Source organism: Vreelandella maris (assembly GCF_013371085.1).
GTDB lineage: Bacteria > Pseudomonadota > Gammaproteobacteria > Pseudomonadales > Halomonadaceae > Vreelandella > Vreelandella maris.
In genome coordinates, this window is record NZ_JABWCV010000020.1 from 51,194 (window position 1) to 72,772 (window position 21,579).

Below are 21,579 nucleotides of genomic sequence, written 5' to 3' on the forward strand. Positions count from 1 at the left end.
ATGAAAATCATGAATTGCCCGCTCAACGGGCCACGCAACATCAGCGAATTCATCCATGGCGGGGAGCTAAAACCCATGCCGAACCCCACCACCTGTAGCGACCGCGAATGGGCAGACTACGTTTTTTACAGCGACAACACCGCGGGCGTTATCACCGAGTGGTGGATGCATGTTGCCTCCAGCTACTGGTTTCTTGCCGAGCGGCACACCGTCACCGATGAAATTCTGCGCACCTTTGATCCCCAGGAAATTTTCCAGGAGCGCATCGAGTTTGCCGTCGAGGAGAAACGCTCATGAACCGCCATGTCTCACCTGAAAATATTCAGACCATGCCAACACGCCTCCCGGCCCCGATGGGTAGTCTCATCAATCGCCAGCAGCCGATCACCTTTCAGTTCGAAGGCACGAATTACCATGGGGTAGAAGGAGATACGCTAGCCAGCGCGCTGATCGCCAATGGCCGCTACCTGCTCTCGCGCTCCTTCAAGTATCACCGACCTCGTGGCCCGCTGACCATGGCAGGCCAGGACGCCAATACACTGGTTCAGCTACCCGACGAGCCCAATGTGCTGGCGGATACGCACCCGCTCAGCCAAGGCCTGGCCGTCACCGGCCAGAACTACAGCGGCAGCCTGGATCACGACAGCGACATGAAGCTGGGCAAGTTCTCCAAGTTCATGCCGGTGGGCTTCTATTACCGCTCCTTCTATAAGCCTAAAGGTGCCTGGAAGTTCTGGGAGTCGCTGATTCGCAAGAAGGCCGGGCTGGGCAGATACGATCTTAATGCCACCGGTAGCTATCACGACAAGGCCTACCTGTTTGCCGATGTGGTTGTGGTCGGCAGTGGACCGGCGGGCCTGAAGGCGGCCTTGACCGCCGCTGAAGGGGGCGCAAAGGTGCTGCTAGTTGAACAGCAATCTCAGTTGGGTGGCGCGCTAACCTACGCCCGCTTCGATGATGCAGGCGTGCGTGCCGGTCAAGTACGCGAAGCGCTGATCCCGGCGGTTGAAGCGCATGTCAATATTCATGTGCTGTGCAAAGCCACCTGCAATGGCTGGTTTACCGACAACTTCCTGCCCGTGATCCAGGGCACTCGGATGTACAAGGTTCGCGCCCAGGAGTGCATCGTTGCCGCTGGCGCGTTTGATCAACCGGCGATTTTTCGCAACAACGATTTGCCTGGCGTCATGCTGGCCAGCGCCGCCCAGCGGCTGATTCGCCATTACGCGGTACGCCCTGGTAAACGCGCCGTCGTGCTCACTGGCAATGACGATGGCTACCTAGCAGCACTCGACTTGCACGAACAGGGAATTGAGGTCGCGGCGCTGGTGGATATGCGCGCTGGGCCGGTCGACACCCGCCTCACCCAAACAATCAACCAGCATGGTATTCCGCTGCATGTTGAGCACACCGTATTCGAGGCGCTACACGACAAAACCCTGCACCACGTGACCGGTGTTGATGTGCGGCGCATCACCCGCCGTGGCGAGGTGGCTGACGATAGCCTAACGCTGGAATGCGATTTGCTGTGCATGGCCGCTGGCTATATGCCGATGTATCAACTGTTGTGTCAGGCGGGTGGCAAGCTGACCTATAACGATGATGTGGCTGAATTTTCCCTCTCAAACCTGCCCAAGCACCTGTACGTGGCGGGCTCGGTCAACGGCTTGCACGATCTTGACCAGGTACTGCAAGACGGCGTCATCGCCGGTACCCAGGCGCTGCACAGCCTCGACCTGCCAGCTACTGAAGCCGCTCCCCTGGTGGGAGCGCCGAAGCAGGTAAACTTTCCCTGGCCCATTTTTGCCCACCCCAAGGGCAAGGAATTCGTCGATTTTGATGAAGATCTGCAAATTCGCGATATCATCAACGCAACGCGCCACGGCTATCGAGACGTGCAGCTAGTCAAGCGTTTCTCAACCGTCGGCATGGGCCCTTCGCAAGGCCGCCATTCGGCGCTGCCCACCGCGCGCCTGGTCGCCGACGCCACGGGCCGCACCGTCAGCGAAACCGGGGTTACCACCGCGCGCCCACCGTTCACCGCTGAAACCCTTTCCCACCTGGCCGGTCGCAGTTTCGACCCCTTCCGGGTCACGCCACTGCACCAGCGCCATCTGCAACTCGGCGCCAAGATGATGCCAGCGGGCGATTGGCAACGCCCGGCCTTTTACCCCTCGGCAACGAGTGGCCACCTGGATCGTGACCGCTGCATGCAGGAAGAGGCGATTCATGTCAGGGAAAAGGTCGGCCTGATCGATGTTTCCACTCTGGGCGGCATCGAGGTGCGCGGGCCGGACGCCGCGGAGTTCGTCAACCGTATCTACACCTTCGGCTTCCTCAAGCAGCCGGTGGGGCGTACCCGTTACGCCGCCATGGCCAATGAGCAGGGCGTCGTGGTTGATGACGGTGTTTCCTGCCGCCTTGGCGAGAATCACTTTTACGTTACCGCCACCACCAGCGGCTTGGCGCGCGTGTATCAGAGCATGCTGCAGTGGAATGCCCAATGGCGCCTGGACGTGGATATCGCCAATGTCACGTCAGCTTACGCGGCGGTGAATGTCGCCGGGCCGTTATCGCGCAAGGTGCTGGAAAAAGTCTGCACCGAGGTGGATCTTTCGCCTGAAGCGTTCCCCTACCTGGAGCTGCGTGAAGGTAAAGCCGGTGAAGCGCCAGCGCGCCTGCTGCGGGTAGGTTTCGTCGGCGAGCTGGGCTATGAGCTTCATGTGCCGTCACGCTATGGCGAGTACCTCTGGGACTTGCTGATGAAAGCGGGCGAAGAGTTCGGTATCCGCCCCTTTGGCGTCGAAGCCCAGCGGCTGCTACGCCTTGAAAAAGGCCATGTCATCATTGGCCAGGATACCGACGGCATGAGCCACCCTTCCGAGATCGGCATGAGCTGGGCGGTCAATCGCAAAAAGCCGTTCTTTGTCGGCCGCCGTGCCGTGGATATTCTCGATGAGCAGCCCGCCAAGCGCCGCCTGGTCGGCTTCCGATTACCGGCAACCTCCGCCAAGCCGCTGGAAGGCCACCTTGTGCTGGAAGGCAGCGATATCACCGGCAACGTGACCTCTTGTGAATACTCACCTAGTCAGGACGCGATCATCGGCCTGGCTTACGCTGGCGCCGATAAAGCGACGCCCGGCAGCCATATCACCATTCGTGTTGAAGGCGGCGATGAAGTTAACGCCGAGGTCGTCAAACTGCCGTTCTACGATGCCAACAACAGCCGACAGGAGATGTAAACCATGGCGACTCTGGAAGACACTCTCACCACCAAGCGTACGCCGCTTTACCATCTTCACCAGGCCAACCAGCCCAACGCGACCGGGTGGCAACACCTGGGCGGCTATGCGATCAAGGCTGGGCAGGATGAAACACAGGTCGAGCCAACTACCGTCGCGCCCGCTTGCGGGTTAACGGATCTGTCCGCGCTGGCACGGGTCGGGTTACGCGGCAAGAAGGCAGCAACGATACTCAGCGAGAAGCACTACCAGCTACCCGCTGCGCCCAATCAAGCGCTACGCCAAGAAGATGGCAGCCTAGTAGCCAAGCTATCCGCCAGCGAATATCTGCTGCTGGGCAGCTTTGCCGATGACGGCGAGCGCATCAGCCGCGATGAGCTAGCGTGGCAGGCGGCCGAGCGTGCCCATCGTCTGCCTGATGCCTATCTTCTCCCCCGCCAGGATACGCACGCTTGGCTTGCCTTGACCGGCTCCCATGCCAGCGATGTAATGGCGAAGCTGTGCGGCGTTGATTTGTCACCTAAAGCGTTTGCCCCGGGCCACGTCGCTCAAACCTCTGTCGCGCGGGCCAATGCCATCATTATCAACGCCAGCCAAGCGGATCTTTCCTGCCTCTATCTCTTGGTGGATAGCGCTTCGGCATGTTATTTCTGGCCTATTCTTCTTGATGCGATGCAGGAATTCGAGGGGAAAGAGCTTAATATCATGGCGTTGCGTCATCATCATCCAGCGTAATGCAGGCTGAACAGCCTGGTGGCGACGGGAAGCCACCAGGCTGTTCACACACCGAATCCATTCAGTCAGGAACCTTATTACGGCTATGGCGACACATTCCAGCAAAGAGATCGACTATACGGTTCCCGCGCTTTATCGAGGCCTTAAAATCCTCGAACTCTTCGACAGTCAGCACCGGATACTCACCACCCAGGATTTTGCCGATGCGCTGGAGGTCACTACGTCATCCATTTACCGTATCGTGACCACCCTGACCGAGATGAACTACTTAGAGAAAGTAGCCAAGAACACCTATCAACTAGGCCCCCAGGTCATTTCCCACGGCTTCAGCTATCTTGCTAGCCGAGACATCGTTGATATCGTCATGCCGCACCTGAATGCTCTGCGCAATTTAGTGTCGATGTCTTGCCACCTTAGTGTGCGCGAAGGTCAGGATGCGGTGTATATATACCGCTCCTTTGCGTCGCAGCGGCTTTCCGTGAATGTGCCCGTGGGCACGCGCATCGCTTGCCACAGTTGCGCCATGGGCAGAGTCCTGCTGACGGATCTTGACGAACCCGAACTCGATGCCCTTTATCAGCACGTGCGCCTGGATGGCTACCCCGCTCCGGCACCTCGCACGCTCCCCGAACTGAAACAGGCGATTGCCAACGACCGCACGACAGGCTGGGTCATTCACCGCTCCGACTATGCCACCGCCATCGCCACCGGGCTAAAGGATTATCAGGGGCGCATTGTAGCGGCCATCAACGTTTCAGGCCCTGACGCCTTGATCGATGGCGACGCCTATATGACAGATCTCAAACAACAATTATTAGCGACCGCCGAGCGTATTTCCTTCGAGCTGGGCAGCATTGAAAGGCGCAGCAAACCAGCCTGATAATGCACGGCATACAGGTCAGTGTGTGGCGCAGCTGAGGGCTGCGCGCACCAAACAAGCGCATGAGCTTCTCGATAGCCGGTTAATGTCAAGGCCGCTAAAGCGTGGATGTGAGTCAGCAATAAAGCGGCACTGCTTCGTTCCGTGGTTTATAATTTCATATACGTATTTTATTTTTCATATTCACGTCTAATGTGGCACAAACATTGCCCTGTAAGGTTATGAGCGAAAAAATTACCACCGACAAGAATGAAACGCGCCTTAGCCTGGAGCAACATATCGCCAGAGCTTTGAAACGTAAGCGCATCTCACAAGGCTACAAGATATCCGACGTGGCGCGCATTGCAGAACTCAGCCAAGGGATGATCAGCAAGGTCGAAAACGCCCAAGTGTCGACCAGCCTGGACACCCTAAGCCGCCTCTGCAACGCCATCGACCTGCCGATATCCAAGCTGTTCAGCGATTTTGATATCGGCGGCCGGGGGGCGCAACACGTAAAGTCCGGAGAAGGCATGGAAGTTGTGCGCACCGGTACCGAAGTCGGCCACACCTATCATCTGCTCAGCTATCGCCAGGGGCCGATCAAGCGCTACGAACCCTTTCTGATCACTATGGACGATGCCAGCGAAGTTTTCCCGAACTTCAGTCATGCCGGGCACGAGTTTATCTACCTGCTTGAAGGACGACTTCTATACCGACACGGCAAACAGTTTTATGAAATGGGCCCCGGCGACAGCCTGGCATTCGATGCCGCCGTACCGCATGGGCCGGAGCAACTGTTAGACGTCCCCATCAAACTGCTCTCGATTATTCATTACGACAATGAAGATTGATACCGCCTCGTTCTGATATACATGTCCAGGTAAATAAACGACCTTATTAACAGGCGTGACTATACTGTGATTTGAGATTGGAGAAATGCCCTAATGCGGCCACTGTGAGGCATACGGCAAATCACCAGCCAGGTTGTATTCCTCACTACCCCGCCTTCTGCGCACCGCCGTACCCACTTCATGGTGGTCGTCATGAGCCAGCTTACGCCAACCGCAATCAAGGAGTTCAAGACCGGTTTCGCAGGAAGTGTCCTTCTTCCTGACAATCCTCAATATGACGAAGTGCGCCAGATATGGAATGCCATGATTGATCGCGGGCCTTCCATGGTGGCTCGCTGCACGTCACCTGCCGATGTAGTTCACGCCCTAAACTTCGTACGCCAACATAGTGTTCCTTTCTCCCTTCGTGGCGGTGGGCACAACATTGCCGGCAATGCGGTCTGCAATGAGGGTGTGATGATCGATTTCTCACCGATGAAGAAAGTAGACATCGATCAACAACATCATCAAGGCCATGTTGAGCCTGGCTGTACCCTCGCTGAATTCGACACCGCTGCCCAAGCATACGGGCTCGCCACACCGCTGGGCATCAACTCCACCACCGGGGTGGCCGGCCTGACCCTGGGGGGCGGCTTCGGTTGGCTCAGCCGAAAATACGGCCTGACCGTCGACAACCTGCTCGGCGTGGATGTCATCACGGCAGACGGACAACCCAACAGCTACATGCCAGCGAATCAGAAAACGTCGACCTATTCTGGGGGCTGCGAGGCGGGGGCGGGAACTTTGGTATCGTGACCCGTTTCACGTTTCAGCTGCACCCTGTGGGCCCGAACATGCTGTGCGGTCTTATCGTCTTTCCCTTCGAACAGGCGAAATCGGTCATCACCCAGTTCGCCCGCTTTACCGAAACGTAAGCAATGGTATGGAGTCCTCCCCACCCTCTACCGGCGCCGGTGCGCCACACTGAGAGGGTGAGGTCACCGACTGAGGAGCGCATCCCATGAGTATTTCACGTGTTGGTGTCGATATTGCTAAATCCGTCTTTCATGCCCACGGCGTCGATCGCCATGATCAGGTCCAATGGCGCGGCAAGTACCAGCGTGACAAGTGGCTGGACGCCATCGTCAAGCGCGTCACCGCAGGCGCCGCGTGTGCCTCCGCCCATCATTGGGCACGCGTGCTGCAGGCGCGCGGTTATCACGTCAAGCTGATCGCCGCCCAGTTCGTGAAGCCCTACGTCAAGAGCAACAAGAACGATCGCGTGGATACCGAGGCGATCTGCGAGGCCATGGGCCGGCCTCACATGCGCTTTGTCGCCGTCAAGACGGTCGAGCAGCAGGATGTTCAGGCGGCACATCGCATCCGCAGTGAACTGGTTCAGCAGCGTACTGCCAAGGCCAACCAAATTCGTGGCCTGATCGGCGAGTACGGACTGGTGGCACCTACCGGCATTGGCCAGCTGCGCGCGGCCTTGCCACGCTGGCGGGAGGATGCCGAGAACGGACTGACCGACGACTTTCGTGTGCATCGAGCCATTTAGCGCGAGAGTACTTGCCGCACCACTGGACCTGGTCATGGCGATCCACACTGTGGACGTGAAAAACAGACTTTGCGATATCAACGCCGACCCGAGTAATGTTCATGGGGAGCTCTCCTCATCCTCAGCTGGTAAGTAATGCTCTCACCCACCAGTGTGGCGCAACGACGCCGTTATAGGGTGGGGAGGACTCCATCCCATTGCTTACACCGAAACCATGCCCGACGAACTCAACGTGTGGATAGTCACCGGGTCGGCAGCCTGATCTGCTTGGAGTGCTACATGCCGTTGGCCCGCTATGCCCTTTACACCCAGGCCATGGAAATCTTCATCAATCCCCCTGAGACTCAAGCGACACCGGCCTGGCCACACTTCGTCATATTGCCAAGGAGGGCGGCTGCTGGGTAATTGGCACCGACGCTGCCATACAGGGAGGCGATATCCCCGATACGTTTCCCGAGCGTGACCGGCTCTATAAGTGGATCAACGTGGGAATTGCCGTGGCCATTGCGCCATCTGGCGAGGTCATGGCGGCCCCAATGAACCGCGAGAAGGGAATATTGTATGCTGAGTTCGAGATCAAAACGGCGCTGCGTTCACGCCGCTCGCTAGATGTAGCCGGCCATTATGGCCGGCCCGACATTTTCTCGTTGACGGTGAATCGCGTACCCCAGCCACCCGCCGTGTTCGTTGATTTATGAGCTTCTGGTGGCGCTCAAGATCGTACAGGCAACGAGCAGGCGGTGTTGCGACTCGCCTGCCTGCGAAAGGACGTACCCGCATAGGTCATGACTGTTTTTCAAGAGCATGACCGCGGCTGCCCCTCATCTACAACTGCAGTACTAGCTCTAGACGGGCGTGTCCAAACCAGCGTCACGACGCTGATAAGTCAGCTTGCGCTGGTTTTCCACTTGGCACGCGGCGTCTTTGGCCTCGAAATCATCCACTGGAATTACATTGCCAATATTGAGGCGTTTCGAGGACTGTCCACTTCGACTGATCCATTTCATTAAGCGCCAGTCGCCCCGAAGCGACATCGTTACCAGGCAGCAACACTACCGTCGGTACGTGGTTCAGTGCCCGCGCATAACACTCCGGTATCTGGGTCTCGCAGAATGATTTGACCACGACCAAACAGCATAGAGTCGGTAGCTCTGATAATATCATGTCCTCGTCTGACCAAGGCTTGGGCCAAGTAGTCAGGAAACCCAGGTTCCACCTCAACGGTCTTGCCGCCTACCCAACGCCAGCGTGGAGCATCTAGTGTTGCTTGAGGATTCAATTTATCATCCAGCATGGCGGTGATAACTTGAACGTGCCCTTGGGGCTGCATAAAACCGCCCATAACACCAAAAGGACCAATGGCTCGACCTTGGTAAGTCAGGAAACCAGGAATAATGGTGTGATAGGTTTTCTTGCCTGGAGCTAAAACATTGACATGTTCCGGATCCAGCGAAAACGAGGCGCCCCGGTTCTGTAAGCTAATACCAGTTCCAGGGACTACGACTCCTGAACCAAAGTTCATGAAATTACTTTGAATGAAAGACACCATGTTGCCTTCACCATCAGCAGTTGCTAGATACACTGTGCCACTCTTTACAGGATCTCCAGGGGTTGGGGTCAGGGCGTGCTCACCGATTTCGGCGCGTCTCTCATCAGCATAAGAAGCTGCGAGCAGGGCATTCACATCAGTGGACATATAAGCTTTATCGCTGATGTATTGAAACCCATCGACATATGCGAGCTTGGTCGCCTCTATCTTTCTGTGCAAAGTCTCGACTTCATCATGGGTGTCCTCATAGTGATTGAGAGTATTTAGTGCCATTAGCGCCACGAGGCCCGCTCCATTTGGAGGGATTTCCCACACCTCATACCCTCGGTAGCTCACTTTGACCGGCTCTACCCACTCGGGCGCATACTGTACTAAGTCTATGCCCGTTAAGTAGCCCCCGGACTGCTTAGCACTTGATGCGATGCGTTCTGCGGTTTGTCCTGAGTAAAAATCCTGTGCCATGGTATCGGCAATGAGAGCTAACGTTTTAGCATGATCGCCAGACTTCCAAATATCTCCAGGACGAGGCGCATGCCCTTCGGGACAAAATACCTTAAACCATTCATCGAAAACCGGATCATCATAGCGGCGGTAGAGTTCATAAGCCTCCTGCCACATCTGGCTCACAGTTGGGGTTACGACATAACCCTGCTCGGCCGTCTGAATAGCCGGCTGAAGTAGGGTTTTGAAGGGCAAGCGACCGAACCGCTGTGATAATGCCGCCCATCCAGCGGGGGCACCTGGAACGGTCACGGGTATCCAGCCATGTTCCGGCATCTGATCATGACCAGCGTCGACAACATCATTCCGCGAAATATCATGAGGTGAAGGGCCACTTGCATTTAAACCATGCAACTCGCCATTCATCCAGACAATTGCGAAAGCATCGCTTCCTAGTCCATTGGAGGTGGGTTCGACCACGGTGAGCATAGCAGCGGTAGCAATGGCAGCATCTACGGCATTGCCACCTTGCTTTAGTATTTCCATGCCTGCTTGAGAAGCCAGCGTCTGCGATGTGGCCACCATCCCATGAGTGCCATAGGTGACCATGCGCCTAGAGGAAAAGGGATAGTAATAAGGGTCGTGATTCATTGATAACTCCTTGAATAACTCTCAAAGGCTAGCCTGAGCCATGAGACGGGTTTTGCGGGATTGCAAATAAGCAAATAATACCGAGGCTGCTGCCAAAATAAGAAACGTAGCGGATAGGGGACGAGTTAAAAATGTATGCCAGTTAGGATCTAGTTCTAGGGCTCTATAAAGTTGATGTTCAAAATTTTCCCCGAGCACGATCCCTAATATCAATGGAGAAAGTGGAACATTCATTTTAAACAAAAAATATCCGAAAATGCCGAATATAAGCAACACCCAAATATCGAAAATATTATTATTCAAAGCATAGGTACCTACAGCGCACAAGGCAAGTACCGTAGGAATGAGTATTGCTTGAGGGATAGCTGCTATTTTTGCAAACCATTTAATGAGGAATAACTGACAAATAAGCATTAGTACGGCGCCTATCATTAGGCTAGCATAAATGCTGCCAAGCAATATTGGATTCTGTTCGAACATCATTGGACCAGGAGAAATTCCGTGAAGTATTAATACGCCCATCATGATGGCCATGGTCAAGTCTCCAGGAATACCTAGCGCTAAAGTTGGGATTAATGAGCCCCCTACGACAGCACTGTTAGATGCCTCGGAAGCTACAATACCGCCAGGGTAGCCTTGACCAAATTTATCAGATTCTTTTGAAAGCTTTTTGGCTTGATCATAGCTGATAAAGTTAGATATTTCTCCTCCAGTTCCAGGAAGAGCTCCTACGAAGGCCCCTATAAGTGAAGATCTAATCAAATTAATCTTTTGTTTAAATACGTCAGATGCCACTTGAGCATAAGGCAGGCGCTTGATGACGGGAGCTATGTTCGTATTGGACCGTGAACTTTCGATATTACTTAGGAGTTGAGTAAAAGCAAAAACCCCAATCATAACAGGAAGTATTTCAAATCCAGATGATAGTGTGGTAAATCCAAAGTCAAAACGCAAAGTATTGTTTCTATCGAAACCCACTGTAGTAATGAAAAGTCCGATCGCCGCCGCCATTAATCCCTTGAGAATCGCTCCATTAGATAAGCTAGAAACTAATGTTAGAGCAAAGATAATCAACGCGGTAATTTCCCACGGCCGAAAATTCATACTGAATTTAGCTATCAGGGGCCCCAACGTTACGAGTATTAAAATACTTACAAGTGTGCCGACAAAAGAAGAAAGAATACCAATGCCAAGAGCTCTGCCAGGTTCGCCATTGCGAGACATGGGATAGCCATCATAAATTGTAGTTATCGAGGAAGGAGTTCCCGGAATGCCAAGCATAACAGCCGAGATAATACCTCCCGAGTAGCCTCCCACGAACACTCCCATCATCAAAGATATGCCGTTGACTGGCGTCATAGTGAAGGTAAAAGGAAAGACTACCAAAATGGCCATGGTAACGGTAAAGCCAGGAATGGCGCCGCCGATGATTCCAAAAACGACACCTACAAAAATTAAGGTAAGCGAGTAAACATTGGATATTTCACCAATTGCTAGTAAAAATGACTCTATCATTGTCTTTTTCTCCAAGTATCAAGCCGGTTCGTTGGGCGATACATGCCTAACATGTAGTGACTAGCTAAGGCAGCCATATCTTTAAGCCATACCTGAATACAAAATAAATAAATAAAGAAAATATTACACTAACTGATGTTAACATGATCAGCTTTTTAATAGTGTTAACGCCGAGTAGCGTTGCCTGCGAAACTAGCATGAAGCCTCCTGTTGATATGATATATCCTAATTGGGGAAGAGCTAGCGCATAGATCGAGAAATAAATAAAGATAGAAGCGGTTTTTAAATAAACTAACGCTTGTTCTCGACGATTAATTCTTGCCGATATTTTCTTTATCATTTCATTACTACGATTGTTCTTCATCAAAGATTCAATGAAAGCGCCCAAGGCGAAGATTGCTATGAGTAAAATTAACACCCTAGGGTAGGTGGCTGAATCGAAACTTTGCCATCTAGACTTTTCCGCGATATTAAAAGACTCATAAAACAATATGCTTGATGCCGTCAGCATGAAGGTAAGCAACGCGTATTCTTTTCGCATATCAATATCTATCCAAAGTTCAGGCAAGAAGGAGATTTTTCCGCCCTGCCCGAACTGAAATGTTACTGGGAAAATTAAAAGTCGATATTTTGTGCTGCCTCTGTCAACCGTGCTTCATTTTCCTTTAGATAATCTTTATAGGATTCAGGCGGGATGTGATTGGCTGTAGAGCCAAACTCTCCTTCTATTCTGCTGATAACACTGTCTTCAGCTAGCGCTGCCTTGTAAGCATCTGAGATGATTTGAACATGATTTTCTGGCGTTCCCTTTGGGGCAAATACGCCCCTGCTTGTGGTATCGACAAAGTCAATGCCCACTTCAACAAGTGTAGGCGTGTCGGGAAGAGCAGGTAGCCTTTCATCGTAGGCCACACCTAGGGCCAAGAATTCACCACTTTCGAAGAACGAATGCCCAGATGGCATATCTAGCATGCTGAAATCGATCTCTTTGGCTAGCAGGGCGCTAACCTGTGATCCTGTGTCTGGATAGCCAATCAAACGTACATCATCCGAATCTATACCGGCGGCTTGAAAGAACTGTATCCAGAAGAAGTGGTCGGTGGAACTCGGGATCATGCCGATGCGAACATCGCCAGCATTTTCCTCGATATAAGTGGCAATATCCTCAGCTGATTTGACAGAGTGATCCGCATAAGTAGCAGGAATATTTGCCGTTTGGGTAAGTAACGCAACTGGCTCGAAGGCATCGTAAGAGTAATCTGCCATCCCTGACAGATAGGAGGTGACAATAGTGTCATGGCTACCTAGCAGTGTATAACCATCAGGTGTCGAGTCCTTGACTTCGCGTGAGCCACGCGTAGCGCCAGCCCCCGGCATGTTGACTGGAACAATGGAAGCGGGTAGATGCTTCTCTGCTTCTTGAGTTACAAGCCGGAAAATGACATCAGTGGCGCCACCTGGGCCATACGGCATGATGAGGCGTATATCTTTTTCAGGAAAATCATCTGCCATGACACCGAAACTAGCTAGGCTCAATGCGGCGGCGAAACTTGCAGGAATAGTAAATAAAGTTTTCATTAGCACACCCTATGTAATTTTAGAAAAGGCATAGGCTAGATTGCATTTAGCAAGCTGCCAGGGTGTGAGTGCGCGCTCCTTTAAACATCAGATCCTAGGTATTTTAATAATTTTCCTAGGCTTCTTTTTTTATTTTGCCACATTACATCACGTAATATTCATATAGAAAATGAATCTATTTTATAATAAAAAAACAATCTATCTAATAAAATCGATTATTTCTTAAATCGTAGATGCGTACGAACTTGTTGTCAAGCGCGCGTTTTTTTCTGGGAAAGCTGTATAAATCCTACTGGGCCTTAGCGTCACCAGCGGGATAGTTCTGACCTGCACATCTCCGTCTGACGGAGCCGCCTGAAGAAACAAGATCTGTCAACAGTGCGTGATCCGACCACGGCGACCAGATGATGAAGCGCTTGGTGGCGTGCCTGAACATAAGCGGGGTCGACGCTGGCGGCGATAGGCTCAATGCCTTGCGAGGCAGAGACAGCATCAAGCCATAGCCATAGTCTTTGAAACTGGCGACTCGGTCGGCATGTCCCAATTTGGGTGATAATTCCTCAAGATATGCCTCAAAATGGTCATGGAGCGCGTGATGTGGCATAGCTTCAACCTCAAACCATTAGGTAGACGTTATCGTTATCACACTGAAGCAGAATCAATTTGTGACACAGTAGAACTAGCCTCTGCATCGTGGCGTATGGCTTCATGGTCGCTGAACGGATACGTTGCCGATATCAAAAAAATCTCACTGTTCCCGGCACCTACCCTACCAGAAGGGAACCGGCCTCTGGGTCGTGCAACGCGCTCAGCGACATGTGAGTGAGTACATCACAACGCTAGGCTAATATCTGCACCAAGGGATTATGACGACCTTGCATAACCGATGGCGACGTTTTGCGACACAGTAGAACTAGCACCTGGGCGATCAAGCGAGCCCGGCGATCTCTGAAAGCGGCGTGACGAGACGGACTTCTGTAATACCCACGAGCCTCAACGCTGGGAAGATCAAGGGGAAGATGAACTGTACTACTTCGATGAGTCTGGCTTTTCCCAGCCATCTTTCTTGCCCTATACCTGGAACCCCGTCGGTCATCCACAAAAGATGCCAACTTATTCAGTCTGAATGTGCTAGGTTTTCTGAGTCACCAAGGCAAGCTGATTTACTATTCGACAACTGACACAGTCACCACCGGGGTCGTTATCGCAGCCTTTGATCACTTTATTATCCAAAAGTCGCCAGATACCTTTGCCATCGTGGCGATGGATAAGCGAGCCGAAAAGAGTGCCGGCGCTGGCCCTCCTGCCTCTACCGTATGTTTCAAAGTACTGCGGTTATTATTTTATGAATCTAAGAAATTAAAGGTTGTCGGCTTCAAAGCCTGCAGGATGGTCAACAAATTTCGTTTGACGTGATGGCTTCGATTACCACGGCCCGCTTTGGCGGGCCTTGATGCTTCTGCATGATTAATACGCCCAACGGGAATAGCCATGGACACATGGAAAAAACGCTTGCGAGAGTGGAGCAAGGATAAGCAGTGAGAGATACATAGAGTTGAGAATACCCTCATTGGTTAAGATGACCACCACCTCCAAGCGGGCAGTTTCCTGCCATGCTGTATGACGAGGTGGCATTTTCCATGACCGAAATGAGCGGCAACTCCAATCTATCGGCCAAGGCTCTACAAATCCTGACCCTGACTACGACTCGTACCTTTGAAGTAATTAAGTCAAAGTGGGAGGAAGTTGTTCCTGATAAAGCCATCTGGACCATACCGGCAGAACGCATGAAGACTCGGCGTGAGAACAAAGCACCCTTGTCAAACCAGGCCAAAACGATTATCACCTCGCTACCACAGATTACCGACAAACCAGCCTTGCCAGTGTCTCTGGGCAGATCGCCTTGCAGATATGCCCACGGGGACGCTGGGTGAGGACGTCCTCGGCAGCGAGCATGGCATTGACGACCGCCTCGTCGACGCTTTCCACTGCGGCCAAGTAGAAGGGGTCAAAGACCTCGTCGTTAAGCGCATCGAAGGTTTGCCTCGCCTCGGCGAACTGGGGCATCGGTTGAGGGTTGGCGGTACTGAAGGCGATGAAGATGTCGCCGGAGTTGTTGCCGCCGGGCGTACCGCCTCGGCCGATGCCGATAGCGGCGCGCTTGGCCAGTCGCTTTAGCTGGTGAGACATCATTGGTGCATCGGTGGCCAGGACTACGATGACCGAACCGCGTTCACTACCGAACTCGGGGATACGGTTGTCGTCGCGCAATGCCTGGCCCACCGGTACGCCGAGCACCTGTAGCCAGTCGCGTATGCCGTGGTTGGCCTGCACTAGTGCTCCCAAGGTATAACGTTCGCCCCCAGCTTCCACAGTCCGCGATGCGGTGCCAGTGCCGCCCTTATATTCATAGCAGATCATGCCGTTGCCACCGCCCACGTTGCCTTCAGCGATGGGGCCTCCCTGAGCCCCGTTGATCGCGGCCAGGGCGTCCACCTCGCGGACATGTAAGCCATTGATGTCGTTAAGAACGCCGTCGTAGGTCTCGGCAACCACTGGCATGGCCCATAAGTGGTGGTTTCTCCAGCGTTCGGCATAGTGCTCAATCATCCAGCGCACCGAGGCATGGTGGACCATACCCACGTCGTGGGAATTGGTGATACACAGCGGACCGACAAAGTAACCGCCGTCATCGACCCAATGGGTACCGGTCATCTCTCCGTTGCCGTTGAGGGCATAGTAACCTGCCCACACCGGTTGCGGCTCGCTGACGAACCCCCGCGGAAGAATGGCCGTGACACCGGTCTTAGCCCAGCGAGTGGGATTATTGGTAGCGCGGTCAATGGTTTCATAGCCCACCAGCACGCCGGGTACGTCGGTGATAGCATTGTGAGTGCCGGTGATGCCGGGAAAGGGCAGATCGAGCTCTCGGGCACGACGGCGTGGCAGGGCGGATTTAGACATCGTTATCGTCCTTTTCGGTGGCAGCTGGCGTAACGAAATGTTACTTGCTACGCAGGTGCAGGCCTGCGCCGGCGATCAAGAAGGGGGCGAACAGTAGCGTGGCGATGGCATTGATTCCAGGCTTGATGCCGCGTTGAATCATACAGTAAATGAAGACCGACGGCTTTGTGAAACCAACCCCCGAAATAAAATAGGTGATCAACAGATCGTCCATGTAGATGATAAAGGCCAACATCGCACCTCCGGCAGTGCCGGGAGCAATCAGCGGCAATGTGATCCGTTGGAAGGTCGTCCACATACCGGCGCCCAGACCGGCCGAGGCCTCTTCGAGTTTATTTCTACAGCATGGGCTATAACACCTCGACGAAAGGTGACTGGCATCTCGCCAGCCATGGCTTGCGAGTAAAGGACCTGCTGGCGGGCTTTTCAGGGGGGCTCGACAGGCACCCGGTTGCGACCGGCGAGGAACCGGGAATCATGCAGAATATAGCCTTGGATAAATGCAGCTGCGACGAAACGGGGGCACATAACATGCCGGCTCCTGTCATCAGTCTGTCAGTCGCTGGAAGACGCTAGGACACACTGGCGGTGCGTTCTGAGCGGGCGTTTCTGCCGCCCACATCCCTTCATGGCGAGTCCCTATGGGCAACCTGGCAGGTGCTCGATCCGGAACTGCCTGAGGATCGCCATGGTTGCACCGGCAAAGACAGAATCATGATCCAGTATTCATGGCGGTTGTCGAAGCAAGTACTGGCGACGCCCTGGGTGTGGCTTCCTGGCTCAATATCGTGCCCGGCACGGCTCGGCCGAACTGGGCCACCTCAATTTTTCGTCTCGACTGGCTCGTACCTCGGCGGCTACTGAGGCGCTGATCCTGATGATAGAGCATGTGTTCGCACTGGGTTATCGCCGCCTAGAGTGGAAGTGCGATGCGCTAATGCCCCGTCATGGCGGGCCACACAGCGGCTCGGCTTTCAGTTCGAAGGTGTCTTTGGTCAGGACCGTGTGGTCAGTGGGCACAGTAGAGATACTGCTTGGTATCCTCTACTCGATAGCGAATGGCAATAGCTGCGACCGCTAGTCATACGCTGGCTCACAGCAGAAAATTTCGATGCGCAGCGCAGCGTAATACGTAGTGCTTTAAGCGAGCCAGCTAATATCTGTCCTTGCAACTACCTAGCGCCACTTCATAGGATAGTTGGATGTGGTTTTCTAGTAAGGCTCGCGCTTTTTTTACATCACGAGCAAGTGCGAGATCCACCAGCTCGCCGTGCTGTCCGTCCAGTACCTGTCGCACTTGCGGCACGCTAGGCGCCATGCGCCGATAGCGATCAAACTGATCATGCAATTGATCAATAAAGCGCAGCAGCCATACAGAGCCGCACCCCGATACCAAAGTACGATGGTAACGCGTATGCATCAATTCCCATTGGTCGACCTCCTCAGGCGACTGGTCAGCCCGCTTGAGGCGATGCGCGGCAGCCAGCAACTCCGACTCCCACTCAGCATCACCAAGGCGTATTGCTCGTTCTAATGCCATAGTCTCAAGTTCTCGGCGCATTTCAGCAATATCATTCAGCTCACGACGATCAAGGCTCAGAACTCGAAAGCCACGCTGGTTTTCCTGCATTAATAAACCGTATGCAGCCAGACGATTGAGGGCCTCGCGCAAGGGGCTTAGCCCCACTTGATAATGATCCTTGAGTACGTTGATTGCAATTTTTTCGCCGGCCTCAAAACGACCATTGACCAAGTCTTGACGTAGCGTATCGAAGATACGGCTGGCGCTCGTGGCACTGTTATTTAAATGTGCTTCTCCCATTTTGGCTCCTTTGCCTGACGTATTCGCACATGAATCAAGCTTGGCGCAACTTCTTTCAATCAATCTATATTATATATTACAAATAATCGATTTTTAACAACTAAACGATTTCCTAGAGAGCCTAGATGAACCCATTCGGGATCCGGTCATGAGCAAACAGCGCACGTTCAGTGCACCTGCGGTTATTCTATGAATCCAGGAGATCAGAGTTACTTTTTTCTTTAAGAGCCGCCCTTATGAAACCTGAAACTATCGCCCTTCACCATGGCTACGTGCCGGATTCACAAAATGCCGTTGCGGTGCCGATTCATCAGACCACCTCGTTCTCATTTGACAGTGCGCAGCACGCAGCGGACCTGTTTGATTTGAAAGTGGAGGGAAATATCTATTCCCGCATTATGAACCCTACCTGCGCCGTTCTGGAGCAGCGAGTGGCTGCGCTGGAAGGCGGCATTGCGGGCCTAGCGGTAGCATCAGGGATGGCCGCAATCACCTATGCTATTCAAACCATCGCCGAAGCGGGCAATAACATCGTGTCGATTAGCGAGCTGTATGGCGGTACCTACAACCTGTTTGCTCACACGTTGCCGCGTCAGGGTATTCAGGTGCGGTTTGCCGATAAAGATGATATTGCGGGCATCGAAGCGCTGATTGATGAACGCACTAAAGCAGTGTTTTGCGAAAGTATCGGCAACCCCTCCGGCGGCGTTGTCGATTTACGGGCGCTTGCCGATGCTGCCCATCGTCACGGAGTGCCGGTGATAGTGGACAACACCACCGCCACGCCATTTTTATGTCGACCAATTGAGCATGGAGCGGATATTGTCGTCCATTCGGCGACCAAGTATATCGGCGGCCACGGCACCACGGTGGGTGGAGTCATTGTGGATTCAGGAAAATTCCCCTGGGCTGAACATGCCAGCCGGTTCCCGCTGCTGAACGAGCCGGATGCCTCCTATCATGGCGTTAGCTATACCCGCGACGTGGGTGATGCAGCATTTATTACCCGAGCCCGGGTAGTACCGTTACGCAATATGGGGGCGGCATTATCTGCTCAGGCGGCCTGGAATCTTCTGCAGGGGCTGGAAACGTTGTCACTGAGGATTGAGCGTATTTGCGCTAACGCGTTGGCGGTGGCGAAGCACCTAGAAAGCCATCCCCAGGTGGCGTGGGTGCACTATGCAGGATTGGAGAGCCACCCAGACCACGCACTCGCGCACCGCTATATGCATGGTCACGCCTCGGGCATTCTTAGCTTTGGTATTGTGGGCGGCCAAGCCGCTGGAGAACGCTTTTATGATGCGCTATCGCTCATTCTGCGGCTGGTGAATATCGGCGATGCCAAGAGTTGTTCCTCTCTTCCGGCATCTACCACGCACCGCCAGCTAAATGACCAAGAGCTAAAAACAGCGGGCGTTACCCCAGATATGGTGCGCCTGTCGATTGGCGTCGAGCATATTGACGATCTGCTGGCGGATATCGATCAGGCGCTAACCTCTTCCCAAGACTAGCGGTGCGCTTTAGGTGCCTGACTATGACTAAGTCAGCCTAGCAGCTCACCCTTCCGCATGCCTCAGGGACGAGCGTCTCTAGTTACAAATTTCGTCTGGCACCTGAGCGCTTATTGGCAGTGGCGCTGGGTGCTTCACCGAAGTGTTTCCGGTAGGCACAGGTAAAAAGGGAAATAAGGTCACGGGAGGGATGTTTTTATCGTACTAATGCCTCCAAACCGGAGGCATCGCCAATATTGAATTCAAATTGCAGCTTATATATTAGAAAAAATTCATTGGGCTTGATAGCCCGATTCCAGCCTCTCTTCAAGGTAAGCGAGTTCGTTGAAACCATTTTTCCTACCTTGACCGACTCTGGCTACATCCATAGACTTGACCGAATGGTCAGCAAATAAACAAAGACCGTTTAAAACCAATAACGACACCTCCAGCCATTACAATAACAAGGTATTGGATATGCAAGAGACAACAGCTTACTCATCCGAGAAGCTCAATCCGGATGTTGACGATGCGGAGCGCCATCTGCCGTTTCTGGATCGTTTTTTTAACGTATCTAAACGCGGCTCTTCAATAAAAACCGAGGTTCTCGCTGGCCTTGCCACCTTTCTTGCTGGTATGTATATCATCGTGGTCAACCCAGCCGTGCTCAGCGATGCCGGCATACCCTTCACTGCCGCGCTCTCAGCCACTGTTCTGATCAGCTTCATGGGCAGTTTGGCCATGGCATTTTACGCCCGCAATCCCATTATGGTGGCACCGGGCATGGGCATGAACGCGCTGTTTACCTATACCCTAGTATTGGGTGCTGGGATCAGTTGGGAAGTGGCGCTTGGTTGCGTATTCTGGTCCGGTGTTATCTTTGCGGTGCTGGCGCTGTTCAATGTACGCAAGGCCGTCATTGAGGCGATCCCGTTGTCACTGCGCTATGCAATTACCTGCGGTATCGGGCTGTTCATCACCTTCATTGGGCTGCAAAACGCAGGCTTCATTGTGGGAAGCGATGCCACCGTGGTGTCGCTTGGCACCATGGACGCCCATCTGGCTACGTTCTTTCTGGGGCTGATTGCTACGGCGGTGTTCGTGATCATGCGTTTTAACGGTGCACTGGTCATGGGCATTGCACTGACCACACTGGCTGCCGCGCCCATGGGGCGGCTGTGGGGCGACGAAGTCATGGTGGCCTGGACAGGCCTTGCCGCCTGGCCGGATTTCAGCGCGGTGATGATGGTGGACATCATGGGTGCGCTGAAAGTCGCCTACCTACCATTCATCTTCGTGATGCTATTCACCAACTTTTTTGACGCCATGTCGTGCTTTATGGCGTTAGCCGAAACCGCCGACCTCAAGGATAAAGAAGGTAATCCACGCAACCTCAAGCGCTCCATGATAGTGGATGCTTTTTCGTCGATGATTGCCGCTCCACTTGGCACCAGTGCCGCGCAGACGTTCATTGAGTCCGGGGCGGGCGTGGCCCAAGGCGGGCGCACTGGGTTGGTGGCACTGGTGATTGCGTTCCTGTTTCTGCCGTTCTTGTTTCTCTCGCCGCTACTTTCACTGGTGCCAGGTATTGCCACTGCACCGGCACTGGTTATGGTAGGACTATTCATGATGGCGCCAATACGCAAGATCGAGTGGGAGCATTTTGATCAGGCGTTCCCCGCATTTCTGGCCATCATCCTAATGCCGCTGACCTACTCAATCACTCTGGGCATTGCTTTTGGCTTTATCAGCTTCGTGTTGATCAAAGTACTCACCGGGCGCTTTAGTGAGATCAAGCCGGCCATGTGGGTAACCGCCGCGCTATCGGTAGTCATGCTACTCACCGCGCAATAAGCGATCTGCCGTCTGCACTGAGTCAGGCGGCATTTTGAACTGAAGGGAATTGACCCCGCAGGCTTTTGTCATCTCAGCCTGAAAGTCGATGTAATGTCTTGATGTAAGTGCGCGCCATATTTGGCATTACCTTGCGCCGAGCTTGGCACACTGATGACACAGATTTGACACACGCAAAACAAAAGGGCCTACGTATTAACGTAAGTCCTTGAAAAATATGGCGCGCCCGGCAGGATTTGAACCTGCGACCCTCGGCTTCGGAGGCTAATTTTAAACCTTTATGATGTGTTTAGCTCACTGAACATCTTATCAATAAATATTAAATTAATTATTTAAAAACAATTGGTTATTGAAAAATAAGACACTAGGTTCTGTCTGAAAAGTCATAAATGTTACGCTATCTCCGTTCATTGAGCAGGAGGGCGATATGACAGGCCGTTACGAGCTTTCTGATCAGCGTTGGCAGATGATCGAGGACATCGTTT

Annotated in this window: 18 protein-coding genes and 2 pseudogenes; 11 read left to right on the plus strand and 9 right to left on the minus strand. The window is 53.2% G+C overall.

All coding sequences use genetic code 11. From position 1 onward, the window contains the following. The 9 genes and pseudogenes from HUO07_RS15870 (at window position 1) to HUO07_RS15905 (ending at window position 7,928) form a co-directional block, all read left to right on the plus strand. Complete coding sequence (locus HUO07_RS15870) at window positions 1-297, plus strand: sarcosine oxidase subunit delta (protein ID WP_027957677.1); 297 nt, start codon at window positions 1-3, stop codon at window positions 295-297. After that, window positions 294-3,242 carry a 2Fe-2S iron-sulfur cluster-binding protein gene (locus tag HUO07_RS22050; RefSeq protein ID WP_281362662.1) on the plus strand — a complete coding sequence of 983 codons (2,949 nt, stop codon included), beginning with the start codon at window positions 294-296 and terminating at the stop codon, window positions 3,240-3,242. Before HUO07_RS15870 ends, HUO07_RS22050 begins: the two co-directional genes overlap by 4 nt. 3 nt (window positions 3,243-3,245) lie before the next feature. Further along, window positions 3,246-3,977: an aminomethyltransferase family protein gene (locus HUO07_RS15880; RefSeq protein WP_176304370.1), complete on the plus strand. Its 732-nt coding sequence runs from the start codon at window positions 3,246-3,248 to the stop codon at window positions 3,975-3,977. An 85-nt stretch (window positions 3,978-4,062) separates the two neighbouring features. Then, complete coding sequence (locus HUO07_RS15885; protein ID WP_176304371.1) at window positions 4,063-4,857, plus strand: IclR family transcriptional regulator; 795 nt, start codon at window positions 4,063-4,065, stop codon at window positions 4,855-4,857. Window positions 4,858-5,078: 221 nt separating this feature from the next. After that, window positions 5,079-5,690: a helix-turn-helix domain-containing protein gene (locus tag HUO07_RS15890; RefSeq protein WP_176304372.1), complete on the plus strand. Its 612-nt coding sequence runs from the start codon at window positions 5,079-5,081 to the stop codon at window positions 5,688-5,690. Between the two features lie 192 nt (window positions 5,691-5,882). Continuing rightward, window positions 5,883-6,485, plus strand: a complete 603-nt coding sequence (locus tag HUO07_RS15895; protein WP_217908929.1) for an FAD-binding oxidoreductase — start codon at window positions 5,883-5,885, stop codon at window positions 6,483-6,485. After that, window positions 6,482-6,604, plus strand: a complete 123-nt coding sequence (locus HUO07_RS22055; RefSeq protein ID WP_281362663.1) for a hypothetical protein — start codon at window positions 6,482-6,484, stop codon at window positions 6,602-6,604. The genes HUO07_RS15895 and HUO07_RS22055 overlap by 4 nt, the downstream gene beginning before the upstream one ends. 86 nt (window positions 6,605-6,690) lie before the next feature. Beyond that, a pseudogene (locus HUO07_RS15900) lies at window positions 6,691-7,131 on the plus strand (IS110 family transposase); the annotation flags it as partial. Window positions 7,132-7,727: 596 nt separating this feature from the next. Beyond that, window positions 7,728-7,928, plus strand: coding sequence for a hypothetical protein (locus HUO07_RS15905; protein ID WP_176304373.1), 201 nt, complete (start codon window positions 7,728-7,730; stop codon window positions 7,926-7,928). A 147-nt stretch (window positions 7,929-8,075) separates the two neighbouring features. Here the strand turns inward: HUO07_RS15905 and HUO07_RS15910 are convergent, their stop codons facing one another. From HUO07_RS15910 to HUO07_RS15945, 9 genes and pseudogenes are all read right to left on the minus strand, one after another. After that, window positions 8,076-8,237 (minus strand): hypothetical protein, encoded by a 162-nt coding sequence (locus HUO07_RS15910; RefSeq protein WP_176304374.1) that lies wholly within the window; start codon window positions 8,235-8,237, stop codon window positions 8,076-8,078. Between the two features lie 29 nt (window positions 8,238-8,266). Continuing rightward, on the minus strand, window positions 8,267-9,871 hold the full coding sequence (locus tag HUO07_RS15915; protein ID WP_176304375.1) for a gamma-glutamyltransferase family protein: 1,605 nt from the start codon (window positions 9,869-9,871) through the stop codon (window positions 8,267-8,269). 21 nt (window positions 9,872-9,892) lie between these two features. Beyond that, complete coding sequence (locus HUO07_RS15920) at window positions 9,893-11,386, minus strand: tripartite tricarboxylate transporter permease (RefSeq protein WP_176304376.1); 1,494 nt, start codon at window positions 11,384-11,386, stop codon at window positions 9,893-9,895. Window positions 11,387-11,450: 64 nt separating this feature from the next. After that, on the minus strand, window positions 11,451-11,954 hold the full coding sequence (locus HUO07_RS15925) for a tripartite tricarboxylate transporter TctB family protein (protein ID WP_176304377.1): 504 nt from the start codon (window positions 11,952-11,954) through the stop codon (window positions 11,451-11,453). A gap of 47 nt (window positions 11,955-12,001) precedes the next feature. After that, entirely contained in the window at window positions 12,002-12,964 is a 963-nt protein-coding gene (locus tag HUO07_RS15930) for a Bug family tripartite tricarboxylate transporter substrate binding protein (RefSeq protein WP_176304378.1), read from the minus strand. 395 nt (window positions 12,965-13,359) lie between these two features. Beyond that, window positions 13,360-13,568: pseudogene (locus tag HUO07_RS22260) on the minus strand (IS701 family transposase); the annotation flags it as partial. A gap of 1,256 nt (window positions 13,569-14,824) precedes the next feature. Beyond that, on the minus strand, window positions 14,825-15,928 hold the full coding sequence (locus HUO07_RS15935; protein ID WP_246286727.1) for a DmpA family aminopeptidase: 1,104 nt from the start codon (window positions 15,926-15,928) through the stop codon (window positions 14,825-14,827). Between the two features lie 40 nt (window positions 15,929-15,968). Further along, window positions 15,969-16,358, minus strand: a complete 390-nt coding sequence (locus tag HUO07_RS15940) for an ABC transporter permease (RefSeq protein WP_422822699.1) — start codon at window positions 16,356-16,358, stop codon at window positions 15,969-15,971. Window positions 16,359-17,081: 723 nt separating this feature from the next. Next, a complete protein-coding gene (locus tag HUO07_RS15945) occupies window positions 17,082-17,750 on the minus strand; it encodes a GntR family transcriptional regulator (RefSeq protein ID WP_176304380.1) in 669 nt (222 codons plus the stop codon). A 236-nt stretch (window positions 17,751-17,986) separates the two neighbouring features. On the opposite strand from HUO07_RS15945, the gene HUO07_RS15950 reads away from it, so the two are divergent. After that, entirely contained in the window at window positions 17,987-19,261 is a 1,275-nt protein-coding gene (locus HUO07_RS15950; RefSeq protein ID WP_176304381.1) for an O-acetylhomoserine aminocarboxypropyltransferase/cysteine synthase family protein, read from the plus strand. A 456-nt stretch (window positions 19,262-19,717) separates the two neighbouring features. Next, window positions 19,718-21,094, plus strand: a complete 1,377-nt coding sequence (locus HUO07_RS15955; protein ID WP_176304382.1) for an NCS2 family permease — start codon at window positions 19,718-19,720, stop codon at window positions 21,092-21,094. Window positions 21,095-21,579 lie beyond the last annotated feature (485 nt).